The sequence below is a fragment of the Thermomonas sp. S9 genome (assembly GCF_024704365.1).
In the GTDB taxonomy this organism is placed as follows: Bacteria; Pseudomonadota; Gammaproteobacteria; order Xanthomonadales; family Xanthomonadaceae; genus Thermomonas.
The window spans coordinates 2,541,792-2,556,515 of record NZ_JAJDFY010000001.1 but is presented as its reverse complement, the minus strand read 5'-3'; the positions used below and the strand labels follow the sequence as shown (position 1 = coordinate 2,556,515).

General features: G+C 70.7%; 12 protein-coding genes and 2 pseudogenes. 8 read left to right on the top strand and 6 right to left on the bottom strand.

The window, feature by feature from the left end; all coding sequences use genetic code 11:
- Positions 1-237: 237 nt before the first annotated feature.
- From LJB71_RS12950 to LJB71_RS12935, 4 genes are all read right to left on the bottom strand, one after another.
- The gene (locus LJB71_RS12950) at positions 238-504 is read right to left on the bottom strand and encodes a hypothetical protein (RefSeq protein WP_310649450.1); all 267 of its coding nucleotides are present in this window, start codon (positions 502-504) and stop codon (positions 238-240) included.
- A gap of 60 nt (positions 505-564) precedes the next feature.
- A complete protein-coding gene (locus LJB71_RS12945; protein ID WP_259304500.1) occupies positions 565-1,035 on the bottom strand; it encodes a hypothetical protein in 471 nt (156 codons plus the stop codon).
- Positions 945-1,253, bottom strand: coding sequence for a hypothetical protein (locus LJB71_RS12940; protein WP_259304499.1), 309 nt, complete (start codon positions 1,251-1,253; stop codon positions 945-947). The genes LJB71_RS12945 and LJB71_RS12940 overlap by 91 nt, the downstream gene beginning before the upstream one ends.
- 132 nt (positions 1,254-1,385) lie before the next feature.
- On the bottom strand, positions 1,386-2,735 hold the full coding sequence (locus LJB71_RS12935; protein WP_162797695.1) for a hypothetical protein: 1,350 nt from the start codon (positions 2,733-2,735) through the stop codon (positions 1,386-1,388).
- A gap of 77 nt (positions 2,736-2,812) precedes the next feature.
- Between LJB71_RS12935 and LJB71_RS12930 the strand changes: the two genes are divergently transcribed.
- From LJB71_RS12930 to LJB71_RS12910, 5 genes are all read left to right on the top strand, one after another.
- On the top strand, positions 2,813-5,113 hold the full coding sequence (locus tag LJB71_RS12930; protein WP_114960175.1) for an NADP-dependent malic enzyme: 2,301 nt from the start codon (positions 2,813-2,815) through the stop codon (positions 5,111-5,113).
- A gap of 250 nt (positions 5,114-5,363) precedes the next feature.
- Positions 5,364-8,054, top strand: a complete 2,691-nt coding sequence (aceE, locus tag LJB71_RS12925; protein WP_114960174.1) for a pyruvate dehydrogenase (acetyl-transferring), homodimeric type — start codon at positions 5,364-5,366, stop codon at positions 8,052-8,054.
- A gap of 244 nt (positions 8,055-8,298) precedes the next feature.
- Entirely contained in the window at positions 8,299-8,880 is a 582-nt protein-coding gene (locus LJB71_RS12920; RefSeq protein ID WP_114960173.1) for a sigma-70 family RNA polymerase sigma factor, read from the top strand.
- On the top strand, positions 8,877-9,440 hold the full coding sequence (locus tag LJB71_RS12915) for a hypothetical protein (protein WP_114960172.1): 564 nt from the start codon (positions 8,877-8,879) through the stop codon (positions 9,438-9,440). The genes LJB71_RS12920 and LJB71_RS12915 overlap by 4 nt, the downstream gene beginning before the upstream one ends.
- Before the next feature lie 11 nt (positions 9,441-9,451).
- Positions 9,452-10,342, top strand: coding sequence for a DUF4097 family beta strand repeat-containing protein (locus LJB71_RS12910; protein WP_114960171.1), 891 nt, complete (start codon positions 9,452-9,454; stop codon positions 10,340-10,342).
- Between the two features lie 79 nt (positions 10,343-10,421).
- Here LJB71_RS12910 and LJB71_RS12905 read toward each other — a convergent pair whose 3' ends face one another.
- The gene (locus LJB71_RS12905; RefSeq protein WP_205388059.1) at positions 10,422-11,255 is read right to left on the bottom strand and encodes a hypothetical protein; all 834 of its coding nucleotides are present in this window, start codon (positions 11,253-11,255) and stop codon (positions 10,422-10,424) included.
- Between the two features lie 180 nt (positions 11,256-11,435).
- Positions 11,436-12,336 (bottom strand): annotated as a pseudogene (locus tag LJB71_RS12900) (Hsp33 family molecular chaperone HslO).
- Between the two features lie 106 nt (positions 12,337-12,442).
- Here LJB71_RS12900 and mtgA point away from each other — a divergent pair.
- The 3 genes and pseudogenes from mtgA (at position 12,443) to LJB71_RS12885 (ending at position 14,674) form a co-directional block, all read left to right on the top strand.
- Positions 12,443-13,195, top strand: a complete 753-nt coding sequence (gene mtgA, locus LJB71_RS12895; RefSeq protein ID WP_114960168.1) for a monofunctional biosynthetic peptidoglycan transglycosylase — start codon at positions 12,443-12,445, stop codon at positions 13,193-13,195.
- Positions 13,196-13,246: 51 nt separating this feature from the next.
- A pseudogene (locus LJB71_RS12890) lies at positions 13,247-14,286 on the top strand (glycosyltransferase family 2 protein).
- Complete coding sequence (locus LJB71_RS12885) at positions 14,246-14,674, top strand: CBS domain-containing protein (RefSeq protein ID WP_114960167.1); 429 nt, start codon at positions 14,246-14,248, stop codon at positions 14,672-14,674. The pseudogene LJB71_RS12890 and the gene LJB71_RS12885 overlap by 41 nt, the downstream one beginning before the upstream one ends.
- The last annotated feature ends 50 nt before the right edge of the window (positions 14,675-14,724 follow it).

Sequence of the window (14,724 nt, the reverse complement as noted above, 5' to 3'; positions counted from 1 at the left end):
CCACCGCCTCCGTCACCCTTCGGGATCTAGCCGCTTGCGCGGCCCACGCGGTTTGCGCCCAACACTCGTTCGGTCTGCCGTCGTGCCGTCCACAGGCATGATCGCCTCAGAGTCGCGGTCTTGAAGACCACCCTTGCTTGGCTCGGACGACGGGCGGTGGGAATTGGTTGCACGACCGCTCCTCTCCAGATTGGATGGTTGCACCAGACCCCTGATCCAGGATGCGGTCGTGCAGGTTTAGGCAAAGGCGCGATGGACGTCGAACGTGCCGCCGTCGCGGAGCAGGTGGTAGCCGGCACGGGCCAGCTTGTGCGCTACCGCCTTCAGCGCGACCAGACGCGGCTTCTTCGCCGTATTGCGCTGGTACCAGCGCTTGATGTCGGAATCGAAGCGGATCGCGAAGTTGGCCGCCTCCATCCAAGCCCAGGCGAGGTATCGGTTGCCGCATTTACGATTGCCGGTACCTTTCTTCTTGCCGTTGGAGAACCGCAGCGCCGGCACCAGGCGGCAGTAGGAGGTGTATTGGCCGACCGCATCGAAGCGGGTGATCTCGCCACTTTCCGCTCAGATCGTCAGCCCGAGTACGGCACCGATGCCCGGCACGGTGCGCAGCGCGATCAACTCCCGCCGACGGCGCGTGTCTTCGGCCAACCAGGTCTCGATCTCGGCCACCTTCGCCTGCAACGCGCGCCACATCTGGATCAGGCTGACCACGGCAAACAGTTCGGTCGGATCCTGGAAGGTATCGGTCAACTGCTGGCGCGTGAGGTGACGGAACCCGTTCGCCGACAGCCGCTGCCCGGTGGCCCGGGCCCAATAGCCCTGCACCGACTGCAGCAGCCGAACCGACTGCTGCACAAGCAACATGCGTCGTCGCAGCAAGTCACGTAATGGCCGCTGCTCACGTGGATAGATGTAGGCCGTCGGCAGCAGGTTCAGCCGCATCAGCTCGGCCAGATGACGGGTATCGCTGTCGTCGTCGCCGTGCTTGAGCCCGGCGTACTGCGGCACCGCCAGCGTGTTGACCATCTGCATCGGATACCCCTGCGCCTGCAGACCATCGATCGCCAGTAGGCGTTGTAGGTCGACTCGACCGCCACGCCCGCCAACTCCTCGCGGAAGGGCGTCAATGCGGCGTCGAGCAGGGACAGGTCGTTGGGCAGGCGTTGGCGGTAGCGCAGCGCGCCAACGTCATCGACCACCGCCAGCACCGTGTTATTGGAATGCAGATCGCAAGCGGCATACAGTGCCATGGTCGTCTCCTGGTGCGTGGCGCACGCTCGTAGGGTAGGAACCACGAACGTACCGCCATCGCCAGGAGGCGGCGATATGAATTTTCAGGTTCACTTCCTGATCGCCCATAACGCACAAGGCCCGCATTTCACTCAATCTCCGCCCAGCCGATGCAACCGGCCGTCGGGAGTGATCTCGAACTCGGCCGGGGCATCCAGGCCCACCAGTTGCACGCGCTCGCCGATCGCCACGCACGCATAGCGCGGGATTTCGTGGGTGAGCCGGCGGAATACCCAGTCCGGCGCATCGGGGGCAGGGCGCAGCCGCAGCGGCGGGCCGTCGCCGCGGGCGGCCACGGCGGCGGCCAGTGCCGGCGAGAACACGGCCTGGATGCGGCCCACCTGCCGGATCTGGCGCATCACCAGCGCCCCGTGCAGTGCCGCCAGCACCGCCAGCAGCGCGATCGCCGCACGTCCGGCGCGCGACGTGCGCGGCCACGCGCCGGCCAGCACCAGCGCGGCCAGCGCCGAATAGCCGTAGCCGTACTGGTTGGCGCTGGTGGCCAGCGGCAGCACCGGCAGCAGGGTGGCCAGCCCGCCGAGCAGCCACAGCGCTGGCCAACGCCGGCCGGCGCGCCACAGCGCCGCCAGCACGCCCAGCCAGACCAGCGCGGCGGCGAGCGCCAGCGGCAGCCGGCGCAGGCTGTTGCCGATTTCGAAGGTGGGCAGCAGCGGCGGGAACAGCTGGTACTCCAGCCAGCGGCGCGGCACATGCCAGGCCGAGAGCGCGTAGGGCGCGCCGGCCTGCGGGGCGTGCAGCAGCGCATCCCAGCGCCAGGCCAGCCAGGCCGCCGCCACCGCTGCGGCGGCGAGCCACGCCGCCCGCCATGCCCGCGGCCGCCCCTGCCACCACCCGCCCAGCCACAGCAGCGGCGGGATCGCCAGCGCCGCCTCCTTCGCCAGCAGGGCCGCGGCGGTCAGCACGGCGGCGGCCAGTGCCGCCTGCCACGGATGGCGCGCGCGCTGCACCGCCAGCCCCAGCAGCAGGGCGCAGGACAGCCACAGCAGGTCGGCGATGCAGCCGACCCAGCCGTGCACGTAGGCGGCGAACGGGCCGAGCGCGAAGCCCAGCGCGGCCAGCGCGGCCGGCCAGCGGCGCAGCCCGAAGCCGCGCCCGAGCAGCGCCAGCAGCACCGCGTTGGCCGCGCCCCAGGCCGCCAGCACCAGGTGGAACTGCATCGGGGTGGCGAACAGCGCGCGCGACAGCGCCATCCACGTCGAAAACGCCAGCGGGCGGTACTGGAAGGCGTGGGTGTCGCGCCAGGGCGCGGCGCTGCCGTCGGTGGCGAATACCGCCCACTGCAGCTCGTCATGGCTGAAATAGCCGGGATTGCGCAGCAGCGGCCACGACAGCAGCAGCACCGCGATCGCCAGCAGCAGCGGCCATGCCGCGGGCAGGGGCAGGCGCGAAGGCGTGGAGGAAGGCGCGGAGGCGGGCGGCACGCGGGGAACCGGGCGGAGGGAAGCCGGTATCATCCCCCAATTGCCGCCACGCAACCGCAAGCAGGGAACACGCTTCGATGTCCGACCACGCCGCCCAAGACGACCTGAAGCAGGCCGCACTCGATTACCACCGGCACGAGCCGAGGGGCAAGATCCGGGTCACCGCCACCAAGCCGATGGTGACCCAGCGCGACCTCGCCCTGGCGTATTCGCCGGGGGTGGCGTTCGCCTGCGAGGAGATCGCCGCCGATCCCACCAAGGCCAGCGAATACACCGCGCGCGGCAACCTGGTGGCGGTGATCTCCAACGGCACCGCGGTGCTGGGCCTGGGCGACATCGGTCCGCTGGCCGGCAAGCCCGTCATGGAAGGCAAGGGCGTGCTGTTCCAGAAGTTCGCCGGGATCGACGTGTTCGACATCGAGGTCGCCGAGAAGGACCCGGACAAGCTGGTGGACATCATCGCCAGCCTGGAGCCGACCTTCGGCGGCATCAACCTCGAGGACATCAAGGCGCCGGAATGCTTCATCGTCGAGCGCAAGCTGCGCGAGCGCATGAAGATCCCGGTGTTCCACGACGACCAGCACGGCACCGCGATCATCGTCGGTGCCGCGGTGCTGAACGCGCTGGAGGTGGCGGGCAAGAAGATCGACGAAGTGAAGCTGGCCACCACCGGCGCCGGCGCGGCCGGCATCGCCTGCCTGGACATGCTGGTGGCGCTGGGGGTGAAGCCGGAGAACATCCTGGCGTTCGACCGCGATGGCGTGATCCACACCGGGCGCGCCAACCTCGATCCGGACAAGGCGCGCTACGCGCGCGACACCGACAAGCGCACCCTGGCCGAGATCGTGGCCGGGGCCGACATCTTCCTGGGCCTGTCCGCGGGCGGCATCCTCAAGCCGGAGATGGTGGCCACGATGGCGGAGAACCCGATCATCCTGGCGCTGGCCAACCCGTACCCGGAGATCCTGCCGGACGAGGCGCGCGCGGTGCGCCCGGACGCGATCATCGCCACCGGCCGCAGCGACTACCCGAATCAGGTCAACAACGCGCTGTGCTTCCCCTACATCTTCCGCGGCGCGCTCGACGTGGGGGCCACCACCATCAACGAGGCGATGAAGCTGGCCTGCGTGCGCGCGATCGCGCAGCTGGCGCGGATGGAGTCGTCCGACCTCGGCGCGGCCTACGGCGGCGAGGTGCCCACCTTCGGCCGCGAGTACCTGATCCCGCGCCCGTTCGACCCGCGCCTGCTGACCATGCTGGCGCCGGCGGTGGCGCAGGCAGCGATGGACTCCGGCGTGGCCAGCCGCCCGCTGGCCGACATCGGCGCCTACCGCGAGAAGCTGGGCCAGTTCATCCACCGCACCAGCCTGATGATGAAGCCGGTGTACGAGCGTGCGCGCGCCGACCGCAAGCGCGTGGTGTATGCCGAGGGCGAGGAGTTCGTGGTGCTGCGCGCGGTGCAGACGGTGATCGACGAGGGCCTGGCCTTCCCGATCCTGATCGGGCGGCCCGAGGTGATCGAAAGCCGGATCGCCAAGCTCGGCCTGCGCATGCGCGCCGGGGTCGATTTCGAGCTCACCAACATCAACGACGACCCGCGCTTCGACGAGTACTGGCGCCAGTACCACGCCCTGACCGAGCGCCGCGGGGTCACCCCGGACGCGGCCAAGAACCTGATGCGCTCGCGGCCGACCCTGATCGCGGCGCTGATGGTCGAGCGCGGCGAGGCGGATGCGCTGATCACCGGCCTGGTGGGCCGCTACCACAAGAAGCTGGGCTACCTGCGCAGCGTGTTCGACTTCGAGCCGGGCATCACCGGCACCGCCGCGATGACCGGCGTGCTCAACGACCAGGGCGCGTGGTTCTTCGTGGACACCCATGTGCAGGTGGACCCGAGCGCCGAGCAGATCGCGGAGGCCACGTTGCAGGCCAGCTATCGGCTGAAGCTGTTCGGGATCGAGCCGAAGGTGGCGCTGCTGTCGCATTCCAACTACGGCAGCCATACCGACGCCAGCGCGCAGAAGATGGCGCGCGCCTACCAGATCCTGCGCCAGCGCGCGCCCAAGCTGGAGGTGGACGGCGAGATGATGGCCGACACCGCCTGGGACGAGGCGCTGCGCCAGCGCATGTTCCCCAACACCACTCTGAAGGGGCGCGCCAATCTGCTGGTGATGCCGAACCTGGACGCCGCCAACATCGGCTACAACCTGATCCGCGTGGCCACCGGCGGCGTGGCGATCGGCCCGATCCTGATGGGCCTGGACCAGCCGGCGCACATCCTCACCCCGGCCTCGTCCTCGCGGCGGGTGGTCAACATGACCGCACTCGCCGCAGTGGACGCGCAGATCCGCGCCGAGATGAAGGCCCGCGCCGGCTGAGGCTGCGCCGGTCTGCGCGGTATCCCGCCCCTGTGGGTGGCACCCGGTGTCGGTGCCGTCCGGGCCACGCCTGTTCCCTGCGCCCGCTCCGGCCTGCCCGCGGGCCGGGCGCGTGTGTTCGCAGGTGGCATCCGTGCCGATTTTGAAAAACCCGGATAAAACATGGTTTGAGCTGCGATGCAGCAACTTCCGCCGCGCCGGGCTTGTTAGACTGCGCCCTCGACTTAGGTTTCCGGCGAGGACGCGCGCGATGAACTGGCTCAACGAGATGCTGCAGAACGACCCCGATCCGCAGGAGTCGCGCGAGTGGATCGAATCGCTGAAGGCGGTGATCGACCATGACGGCCCGCAGCGCGCGCACCAGCTGCTGGAAGGCATGGTCGAGCTGACCCGCCGCGCCGGCGCCCACCTGCCGTTCTCGCCCACCACCGAATACGTCAACACCATCCCGGCCCACCTGGAGCCGCCGATGCCGGGCGATGCGCACATGGAGTGGCGGATCCGCTCGATCATCCGCTGGAACGCGATGGCGATGGTGGTGCGCGCCAACCGCAAGCCCGGCTCGCTGGGCGGCCACATCGCCAGCTTCGCCAGTTCCGCCACCCTGTACGACGTCGGGTTCAACCACTTCTGGCGCGCCCCGTCCGACGGCCACCCGGGCGACCTGCTCTACATCCAGGGCCACAGCGCGCCGGGCATCTACGCCCGCGCCTTCCTCGAGGGCCGCATCGACGAATCCCAGCTCGACCACTTCCGCATGGAGGTCGATGGCCGCGGCATCTCCAGCTACCCGCACCCGTGGCTGATGCCCGACTTCTGGCAGACCCCCACCGTCAGCATGGGCCTGGGCCCGCTGGCGGCGATCTACCAGGCGCGCAGCTGGAAGTACCTGGAGGCGCGCGGCCTGATGCCCAAGACCGACCGCAAGGTCTGGTGCTTCCTCGGCGACGGCGAGACCGACGAGCCCGAATCGCTGGGCGCGATCGGCGTGGCCGGCCGCGAGGGCCTGGACAACCTGGTGTTCGTCATCAACTGCAACCTGCAGCGGCTGGACGGCCCGGTGCGCGGCAACGGCAAGATCATCCAGGAGCTGGAAGGCCAGTTCCGCGGTGCCGGCTGGAACGTCATCAAGACCATCTGGGGCAGCTACTGGGACCCGCTGCTGGCCAAGGACACCAGCGGCGCGCTGCGCCGGATCATGATGGAGACCGTGGACGGCGAGTACCAGAACTGCAAGGCCTTCGGTGGCGCCTATACCCGCGAGCATTTCTTCGGCAAGTCGCCGGAGACGCTGGCGATGGTCGCCAACATGAGCGACGAGGACATCTGGCGCCTGAACCGCGGCGGCCACGACCCGCACAAGGTGTATGCCGCCTACCACGCCGCGGTGAACACGAAGGGTATGCCCACCGTGGTGCTGGCGAAGACGGTCAAGGGCTACGGCATGGGCGCGGCCGGCGAGGCGCTGAACCCCACCCACCAGACCAAGAAGCTGGACGACGATGCGGTGCGCGCGTTCCGCGACCGCTTCCAGCTGCCGATCAGCGACGCCCAGCTGAAGGACGGCGCGATCCCGTTCTACCGCCCGGACGCGAAGTCGCCCGAGATGGAGTACATGCGCGAGCGCCGCGCCGCGCTCGGCGGCCACCTGCCGCAGCGCCGGCGCAAGGCCAGCAAGCCGCTGGAAGTGCCGCCGCTGGCCACCTTCGAGCGCCTGCTGAAGTCCACCGGCGAGCGCGAGATCAGCACCACGATGGCGTTCGTGCAGATGTTCAACATCATCCTGCGCGACAAGCAGGTGGGCCCGCGCTGCGTGCCGATCGTGGCCGACGAGGCGCGCACCTTCGGCATGGAGGGCCTGTTCCGCCAGCTCGGCATCTACGCCCCGCAGGGCCAGAAGTACAAGCCGGTGGACGCCGACCAGCTGATGTTCTACCGCGAGGACGCGGCCGGGCAGGTGCTGGAGGAAGGCATCACCGAGGCCGGCGCGTTCGCCAGCTGGATGGCGCTGGCCACCGCCTACAGCACCAGCGACCTGCAGATGCTGCCGTTCTACATCTACTACTCGATGTTCGGCTTCCAGCGCATCGGCGACTTCGCCTGGCAGGCCGGCGACATGCGCGCGCGCGGCTTCCTGCTCGGCGGCACCGCCGGCCGCACCACCCTGAACGGCGAGGGCCTGCAGCACGAGGACGGGCATTCCCACGTGCAGAGCGCGCTGATCCCGAATGTGCGCAGCTACGACCCGACCTTCGCCTACGAGGTGGTGGTGCTGGTGCAGCACGGCATGCAGCGGATGCTGGCCGAACAGCACGACGAGTACTGGTACCTGACCCTGATGAACGAGAACTACACCCATCCCGAGATGCCGGCCGGCAGCGAGGAGGGGATCATCAAGGGCATGTACCTGCTGCAGGACGCCGGCAAGCCGAAGAAGGGCGAGCTGCGCGTGCAGTTGCTCGGCAGCGGCACCATCCTGCGCGAGGTGATCGCCGCCGCCGCGCTGCTGGACGCCGACTTCGGCATCAAGGCCGACATCTGGTCCTGCCCCAGCTTCACCGAGCTGGCGCGCGACGGCATCGATGCCGAACGCTGGAACCGCTTCCATCCCGAGGCCAAGGCGCCGCGCAAGCCGTGGGTCACCCAGCAGCTGGAAGGCCGCCAGGGCCCGGCGATCGCCGCCACCGACTACGTGCGCGCGTTCGCCAACCAGATCCGCGAGTACGTGCCGATGCGCTATACGGTGCTGGGCACCGACGGCTACGGCCGCAGCGACACCCGCGAGAACCTGCGCCGGCACTTCGAGGTGGACCGCTTCCACGTCGCCCACGCCGCGGTCGCGGCCCTGGCCGCCGAGGGCAAGCTGACCGCCAAGGACGTGGCGCGCGCGCTCAAGCTGTACAAGCTGGACGCGGACAAGCCCAACCCGCTGCTGGCCTGAGCCGGCCCGCCGCAGACCACCGCCCGGCCGGGACGTTCCCGGCCGGAGCGGTCTAAGGAACCTCTGAACAACTCAGAGGTTCCTGCCGGCCATGGATGGCCGGCCACGCATCCATCACGTAAGTGATGGATGCGTGTGAGCCGAGTCCGGACCTGTGCCGGACTCGGCGTGGGCTGACAACGCCTGGATGGCGTTGTTCAGACCGTCCCTAAACCTTTTGCGCCGGCGCGGCATCCCAGTGGCTATGCTGATGTCCACCATGCCGATGCCGCAGGCCCTGCCGCCAGCTCCGCTGGAGGATGACGACGCCGATCTCGCCCGTCGCGCCGCGCAGGCCGACGTGGCCGCGTTCGAGCAGCTCTACCGCCGCCACCACCGGCGCCTGCACGGGGTGATCGTGCGGCTGGTCGGGCAGGCCGGCGCGCGCGCCGAGGATCTCACCCAGGAAGCCTTCGTGCGCGCCTGGCAGGCCCTGCCCACGTTCCGCTTCGACAGCGCCCTGTCCACCTGGCTGCACCGGCTGGCGGTGAACACCGCGCTGATGGAGCTGCGCAGCCGCCGCAACCGGCCCTGGCACGAGGACGACGCGGCGCTGGACGCGGTGGCCACGCCCGACACCGCCAGCCGCGCCCAGCTCGGGCGCGACCTCGACCGTGCGGTCGCCAGCCTGCCGCCGCGCGCCCGCGCGGTGCTGGTGCTGCACGACGTGGAAGGATGGAAGCACGAGGAGATCGCCGCCGAGCTCGGCATGGCGGTGGGCAGCTCCAAGGCCCAGTTGCACCGCGCCCGCGGCCTGTTGCGCGCGCGCATCGGAGATTGCACATGAGCAACCCGCACGATACCGACGACACCGCCCTGCGCCTGGCCCTGCGCGGCCTGCGCCGGGAGATCGAGCCCGGGCGCGACCTGTGGCCGGAAATCGCCGCGCGCCTGCCGGCGCAGGCGGCTGCCACGCCGCCACCCACCCGCCTGCCGCCGCACCGGCGCGGCTGGCAGTGGCCGCTGGCGCTGGCCGCTTCGCTGGCGCTGGCACTCGGCCTGGCCTGGCAGCTGCGCCCGGGCGCGCCGGTCGGGCCAGGTTCGCCGCCATCGGCGACGCAGGCCGCGTCGGCCGCCGCGTCGACCGCCACTGTGGCCGCCGACACGCACGCGACGCTGCCACCGGAGGCAGCATTGCTCACCCGGCATTACGAAGCCGCGCTCGCGGAGATCGGCCTGCGCCAGGTCCCGGCCAGCTGGCAGCCGGGCATGCAGGCGCTCGACCGCAGCGCCGAGCAGATCCGCCAGGCGCTGCGCGCGCAGCCGGATTCGCGCCTGCTGCTGGAACGCCTGCGCCAGACCTACGCCCGCCGCATCGCCCTGGCGCGGCGCGCCCTTTACGCCTGAGGACACCGACCATGCGCCTGTTCGCCCCCTTCCTGTCGCTGGCCCTGCTGGCCACCAGCCTGCCGGCGCTGGCCGGCACCCCGATCGACCAGACCCGCCCGCTGGACCCGCGCGGGCGGGTGGAAGTGGAAAACGCCCGCGGCCGGGTGGAAGTGATCGCTTGGGACCGCCCGGAGGTGAAGCTGTCCGGCACCCTCGGCACCGGCGTGGACAAGCTCTCGGTGGAAGGCGATGCGCGGGTGCTGCGGATCAAGATCCAGTACCCGCCGCGCAGCAAGAACCCGGAGCCCAGCCAGCTGGTGCTGCAGGTGCCGCGGCTGGCCGACCTCGAAGTGAACACGGTCAGCGCCGACATCCGCGTCAGCGGCGTGGCCCCGCGCGAGCTGTCGCTGCAGGCGGTGAGCGGCGACATCAGCGCCAACGGCGCCCCCCAGCGCGCGCGGATCAGCGCGGTCAGCGGCGACGTGCAGCTGGCGATGAACACGCCGCAGCTCAAGGTCGAGACCGTCAGTGGCGACCTCGTCCTGCAGGGGCGCCTGAACGGCGAGGTCTCGCTGGAAAGCGTGTCCGGCGACATCCGCCTGGACACCCTCGGCGAGCGCCTGCGGCGGCTGTCCGCCAGCAGCGTGTCCGGCGACATGCAGCTGAAGGCGGCACTGGCCGAGGATGGCGAGATCCGACTGGAATCGGTCAGCGGCGAGCTGCGCCTGCAGCTGCCGGCGACGCTCTCCGCGAACCTGTCCGCGGAAACCTTCAGCGGCAAGCTCAGCGCCCCGGGCGCGGTGCCGAAGAAGGAGGGCTTCGGGCCCGGCTCCAGCCTGCGCGCCCGCTACGGCGCCGGCAAGGGCGAGGTGCGCATGCAGACCTTCTCCGGCGACGCCAGTCTGGCCTTCCTGCCCTGAAAGCACAAAAGCCGCATCTTGTTGTGATGCGGCTTTCTGCAGTGGGGCACTGTACGCGTCTGTATCTGGCGCGTCGGGATCAGAGGTCCTGCTGGTAGCGCACGTAAGGCACGGTGCCTTCGTCGCTTTCGCCGTTCTTCGAGGCGAATGGGTTCTTGCCGCGGGTGATCACGTTGTCCGCGCCCACGCTGAGCTGGCCGTTCCACGGGGTGCGCCAGGTCAGGCCGAGGCCCACGCCTTTCCACACCTCGCTCTCGCCGGGCACGTTCACGATCCGGCCGATGATGCTGGCGCCGAAGTTGCCGTAGCCGCCGCCGATGCTCAGGCTGCGGGTGTTCCATTGGTCGGCCAGCTGCGGCACGTCCGCCGCCGGGATCAGGCGCGCGCGCGCCACGGTGCCGCCGACGCTGACGAAGCCTTCGCCGCCGAGGGACTTCTCGGCGAACAGGGAGACGTCGTTCTGGGTATAGCGCGCCCCGCCCAGGGTGCCCGGGCTCAGCCAGGCGGGCAGGGTGTCGTGGCCGCTGCCCACGCTCAGGCCGGCCTTGGCGCCGGGGCGCACGAGGTTGAGGCCGGCGCTGGCATGGCGGCTGATGCCGTTGTTCTTGCCGTCGCCTTCCAGCGAGGCGAGCACGCAGTTGCTGGCGAGCTGGCCGATCGCCGGCGCCATGCCGCCGCGGCGGTCGCACAGCAGCGCCAGCGAATTGCCGGACTGCAGGCCGAACGTGGCCTCCAGCGAGGTGTTGCCGAACCGCCAGCGGTTGCCGTTGGCCCCCGCGGCCGGCTCCAGCATCAGCACCGCCTCCAGCTTGCCGTTGGCCTTGTTCAGCACCGGCACCATGCGGGTATCGCTGCGCTTGTCCTGCTTCGCCTGCGCGTGCGCCGCGCCGCTGGCGAAGGCCAGGGCGAGCACGGCGGCGGCGATGGGCGTAAGGCGCGACGGCATGGCGTAGAAGATGGACTGACCGCGGACGGCAAAGTTCCCGCAAAGGGGCAGGGAAGCAGGTTAGCGTGTTTATGTTTCTTTAACAACTGGCCGGACGCCGCCCCGTGCGCGCCGTCACATCCGCGCCGCGGTGCGGCCGGCGCAGGCTTATTGCAGGGCCGCGGGGCTGGGGTGGGCGGCTGCGGCCTGGGCGAACAGGGTCGCCATCTGCGCGGCATCGAAGCGGTAGTCCTGGCCGCAGAACTCGCAGGTGACCCGGGCCTCGCCGTCGCCGGCGGCGACCGCGGCGTCGGCCTCCTCGCTGCCCAGCGAGACCAGCATCGCCTCCACCCGCTCGCGCGAGCACGAGCAGGCGAATGCCAGCGGCTTCTCGCCCAGCAGCTGCGGGGTTTCCTCGTGGAACAGGCGGTGTACGACCTCGGCCGGCGGCAGCGCCAGCAGCTCCTCGCGGCCGAGCGTGTCGAACAGGGCGCTGGCGCGGCGGAAGCCGTCCTCGTCGCCCTCCGCGCCGGGCAGCTTCTGCAGCAGCAGCCCGGCCGCGCGGGTGCCGTCGCAGGCCAGCAGTAGGCGCGTGGGGAGCTGCTCGGACTGCTGGAAATAGCCTTCGAATGCGGCATCCAGGCGGCTGGCCTGCAGGCTGACCAGGCCCTGGTAGCGCATCGGTTCGGCATCGCCCAGCGCGGGGTTCTCGATGGTGATCGCCAGCAGTGCGCCCTCGCCCAGCGCGCGCAGATCCTGCGGCGGTGCGCCGGCGTCTTCGCGCAGGCGCACGATCCCGCGCAGGCCGCCGCTGGCGGTGCATTCGGCGAACAGGGTGCCGATCGCGCCGGGGCTGCGCAGCTGCACCGACAGCCGCCCGTCCACCTTGGCATGGCCGGTGAACAGGGCGGCGGCGGCGGCGGCCTCGCCCAGCAGGGGTGGCGGCCGCCTCAGGGTAGTGGCTGCGGCCGGCGATCGCCTGCCAGGCCGCGTCCAGGTGGACGGCGACGCCGCGCACGCCGGCGTCGGGCAGCAGGAAGCGCAGCAGGGTGTCTTGGGTCTGGGGCATGGCGGTTCCGTGGTGGCGGGCGCGCGCGGATAATGGCGGCGCCGACGGGGAGGGAAATGATGCAACGACATGGGGCGCGCGCGGCGCGATCGCAAGGTCGGCCGGCATGAGCGGCGGCTGGAAACGCCGCCTGCGCGGCTGGTGGTGGAAGCTGCCGCTGCTGGGCATCGCCCTGAGCGTGGCCCAGGTGCTGCTGCTGCGGGTGGTGGACCCGCCGCTGTCGGCGTTCATGCTGGCGCGCTGGGGGCAGGCCGCGCTGGAGGGCGACCCCGGCTACCGCGTGCGCTATGACTTCCGTCCGCTGGCGCGGATCTCGCCGCAGCTGCCGCTGGCGGTGATCGCGTCCGAGGACCAGAACTTCCCGCGCCACCACGGGTTCGACTTCGACGCCATCGAGAAGGCGCAGGCGCACAACGAGCGCATGCTCGCGCGGGCCGAGCGGCGCGGCACGCCGGTCAGGCGCCTGCGCGGCGCCAGCACCATCAGCCAGCAGACCGCCAAGAACCTGTTCCTGTGGCAGGGCAGCGGCCCCACCCGCTGGCTGCGCAAGGGGCTGGAGGTCTGGTACACGGTGCTGATCGAAACCCTGTGGCCGAAGCGCCGGATCCTGGAGATGTACGTGAACATTGCCGAGTTCGGTGATGGCGTGTATGGCGCGCAGGCGGCAGCGCGGCGCTTCTTCGGCAAGGATGCGCAGGCGCTGTCGGCGGCCGAGGCGGCGCGGCTGGCGGCGGTGCTGCCCAGTCCCAAGCGCTACGATGCGGCGCATCCCGGGCCGTATGTGCAGCGGCGTGCGCAGGCGATCCAGGGCCAGATGGCGGCGCTTGGCGGCACCGGGTTCCTGCGCACGCTGGAATGAGCGCGCCGGAATGAGGACGGGCGGCGGGCGGTGCGCTGGCATACTGCGCGCATGCACGAGATCCCGCCCGAAGACCGCCAGCTGACCCTGGTGGTGGCGGCCTACGACGAGGCCGAAGCCCTGCCCGCGCTGTGGCCGCGCCTGCGCGCGGCGCTGGATGCGGCCGAGCGCGAGGGCTGCGCGCGCGCTTGCTGTGCGTGGATGACGGCAGCCGCGACGGTACCTGGGCGCTGCTGCAGGGCTATGCGCGCGAGGATGCCCGGGTGGCGCTGCTGCGGTTGTCGCGCAACTTCGGCAAGGAGGCGGCGCTCACCGCCGGGCTGGACCACGTCGAATGCGGCGCGGCGCTGGTGCTGGATGCCGACGGCCAGGACCCGCCCGAGCTGCTGCCGCAATTCGTGCGGAAGTGGCGGGAAGGGTTCGACGACGTGCGCGGGGTGCGCGTGGCGCGCGCCGGCGAGGGCTGGCTCAAGCGCGCCAGCGCGCACCTGTTCTACCGCCTGATCGGCCGCCTGTCGGCCACCCCGGTGCCGCGCGATACCGGCGATTTCCGCCTGCTCTCGCCGCGCGCGCTGGCCGCGCTGCGCCAGCTGCGCGAGCGCCAGCGTTTCATGAAGGGCCTGTTCGGCTGGATCGGATTCAACGCGGCCGAGATTCCCTACCAGCGCGGTGCGCGTGTGGGCGGGCGCAGCAAGTTCGGGTTCTGGCGACTTTGGAACTTCGCGCTGCAGGGCATCACCAGCTTTTCCACCGCGCCGCTGCGGCTGGCGACGTACGTGGGGCTGATGACCTCGCTGCTGGCGTTCGGGTTCAGCGCCTGGGTGGTCGTGCGCGCGCTGCTGTGGGGCGACCGGGTGGCCGGCTGGCCGTCGCTGATGGCGGTGATCCTGCTGCTGGGCGGGGTGCAGCTGATGGCGCTGGGCATGATCGGCGAATACCTCGGCCGGCTGTACGAGGAATCCAAGCAGCGGCCGCTGTACCTGGTGGATGTCTGGCGGCCGGCGGACGGAGTATCCTCGGCGCATCGCCCCAGACCGCAAGGAGTCGGCCATGCGCACGGTACGGCAGCTGTTGGACGCGAAACCGGCTGAGATCGTCTCGATCGGCCCCGATGCTCCGGTGATCGAGGCCCTGCGTCGGATGGCGGAGCGCGAGATCGGCGCGCTGCTGGTGATGGAGGGCCCCGCGCTGGTGGGGATCGTGTCCGAGCGCGATTACGCCCGCAAGGTGGTGCTGCAGGGGCGCGCCTCGAAGGACACCCCGGTGCGCGAGATCATGACCGCGCAGGTGCGCACGGTGGCACCGACGGATACGGTGGAGCACTGCATGCAGCTGGTCACCGACCGCCGCATCCGCCACCTGCCGGTGCTGGACGGCGGCCGCGTGGTGGGCGTGCTGTCGATCGGCGACCTGGTCAAGGCGGTGATCGAGGAGCAGCAGCAGACCCTCGACCAGTTGCAGCGCTACATCGCGTCCTGACCGCGATGCGCCCGTGCGGGCGTCGATAGGCCGCACGGCGCAGCCCGTTC

Coding starts and splice junctions, on each gene's coding strand:
- LJB71_RS12940 (WP_259304499.1), bottom strand. CDS start 1,253: ATGGCACTGTATGCCGCTTGCGATCTGCATTCCAATAACACGGTGCTG.
- LJB71_RS12945 (WP_259304500.1), bottom strand. CDS start 1,035: ATGCAGATGGTCAACACGCTGGCGGTGCCGCAGTACGCCGGGCTCAAG.
- aceE (WP_114960174.1), top strand. CDS start 5,364: ATGAACTGGCTCAACGAGATGCTGCAGAACGACCCCGATCCGCAGGAG.
- LJB71_RS12885 (WP_114960167.1), top strand. CDS start 14,246: ATGCGCACGGTACGGCAGCTGTTGGACGCGAAACCGGCTGAGATCGTC.
- LJB71_RS12915 (WP_114960172.1), top strand. CDS start 8,877: ATGAGCAACCCGCACGATACCGACGACACCGCCCTGCGCCTGGCCCTG.
- LJB71_RS12910 (WP_114960171.1), top strand. CDS start 9,452: ATGCGCCTGTTCGCCCCCTTCCTGTCGCTGGCCCTGCTGGCCACCAGC.
- mtgA (WP_114960168.1), top strand. CDS start 12,443: ATGAGCGGCGGCTGGAAACGCCGCCTGCGCGGCTGGTGGTGGAAGCTG.
- LJB71_RS12920 (WP_114960173.1), top strand. CDS start 8,299: ATGCTGATGTCCACCATGCCGATGCCGCAGGCCCTGCCGCCAGCTCCG.
- LJB71_RS12930 (WP_114960175.1), top strand. CDS start 2,813: ATGTCCGACCACGCCGCCCAAGACGACCTGAAGCAGGCCGCACTCGAT.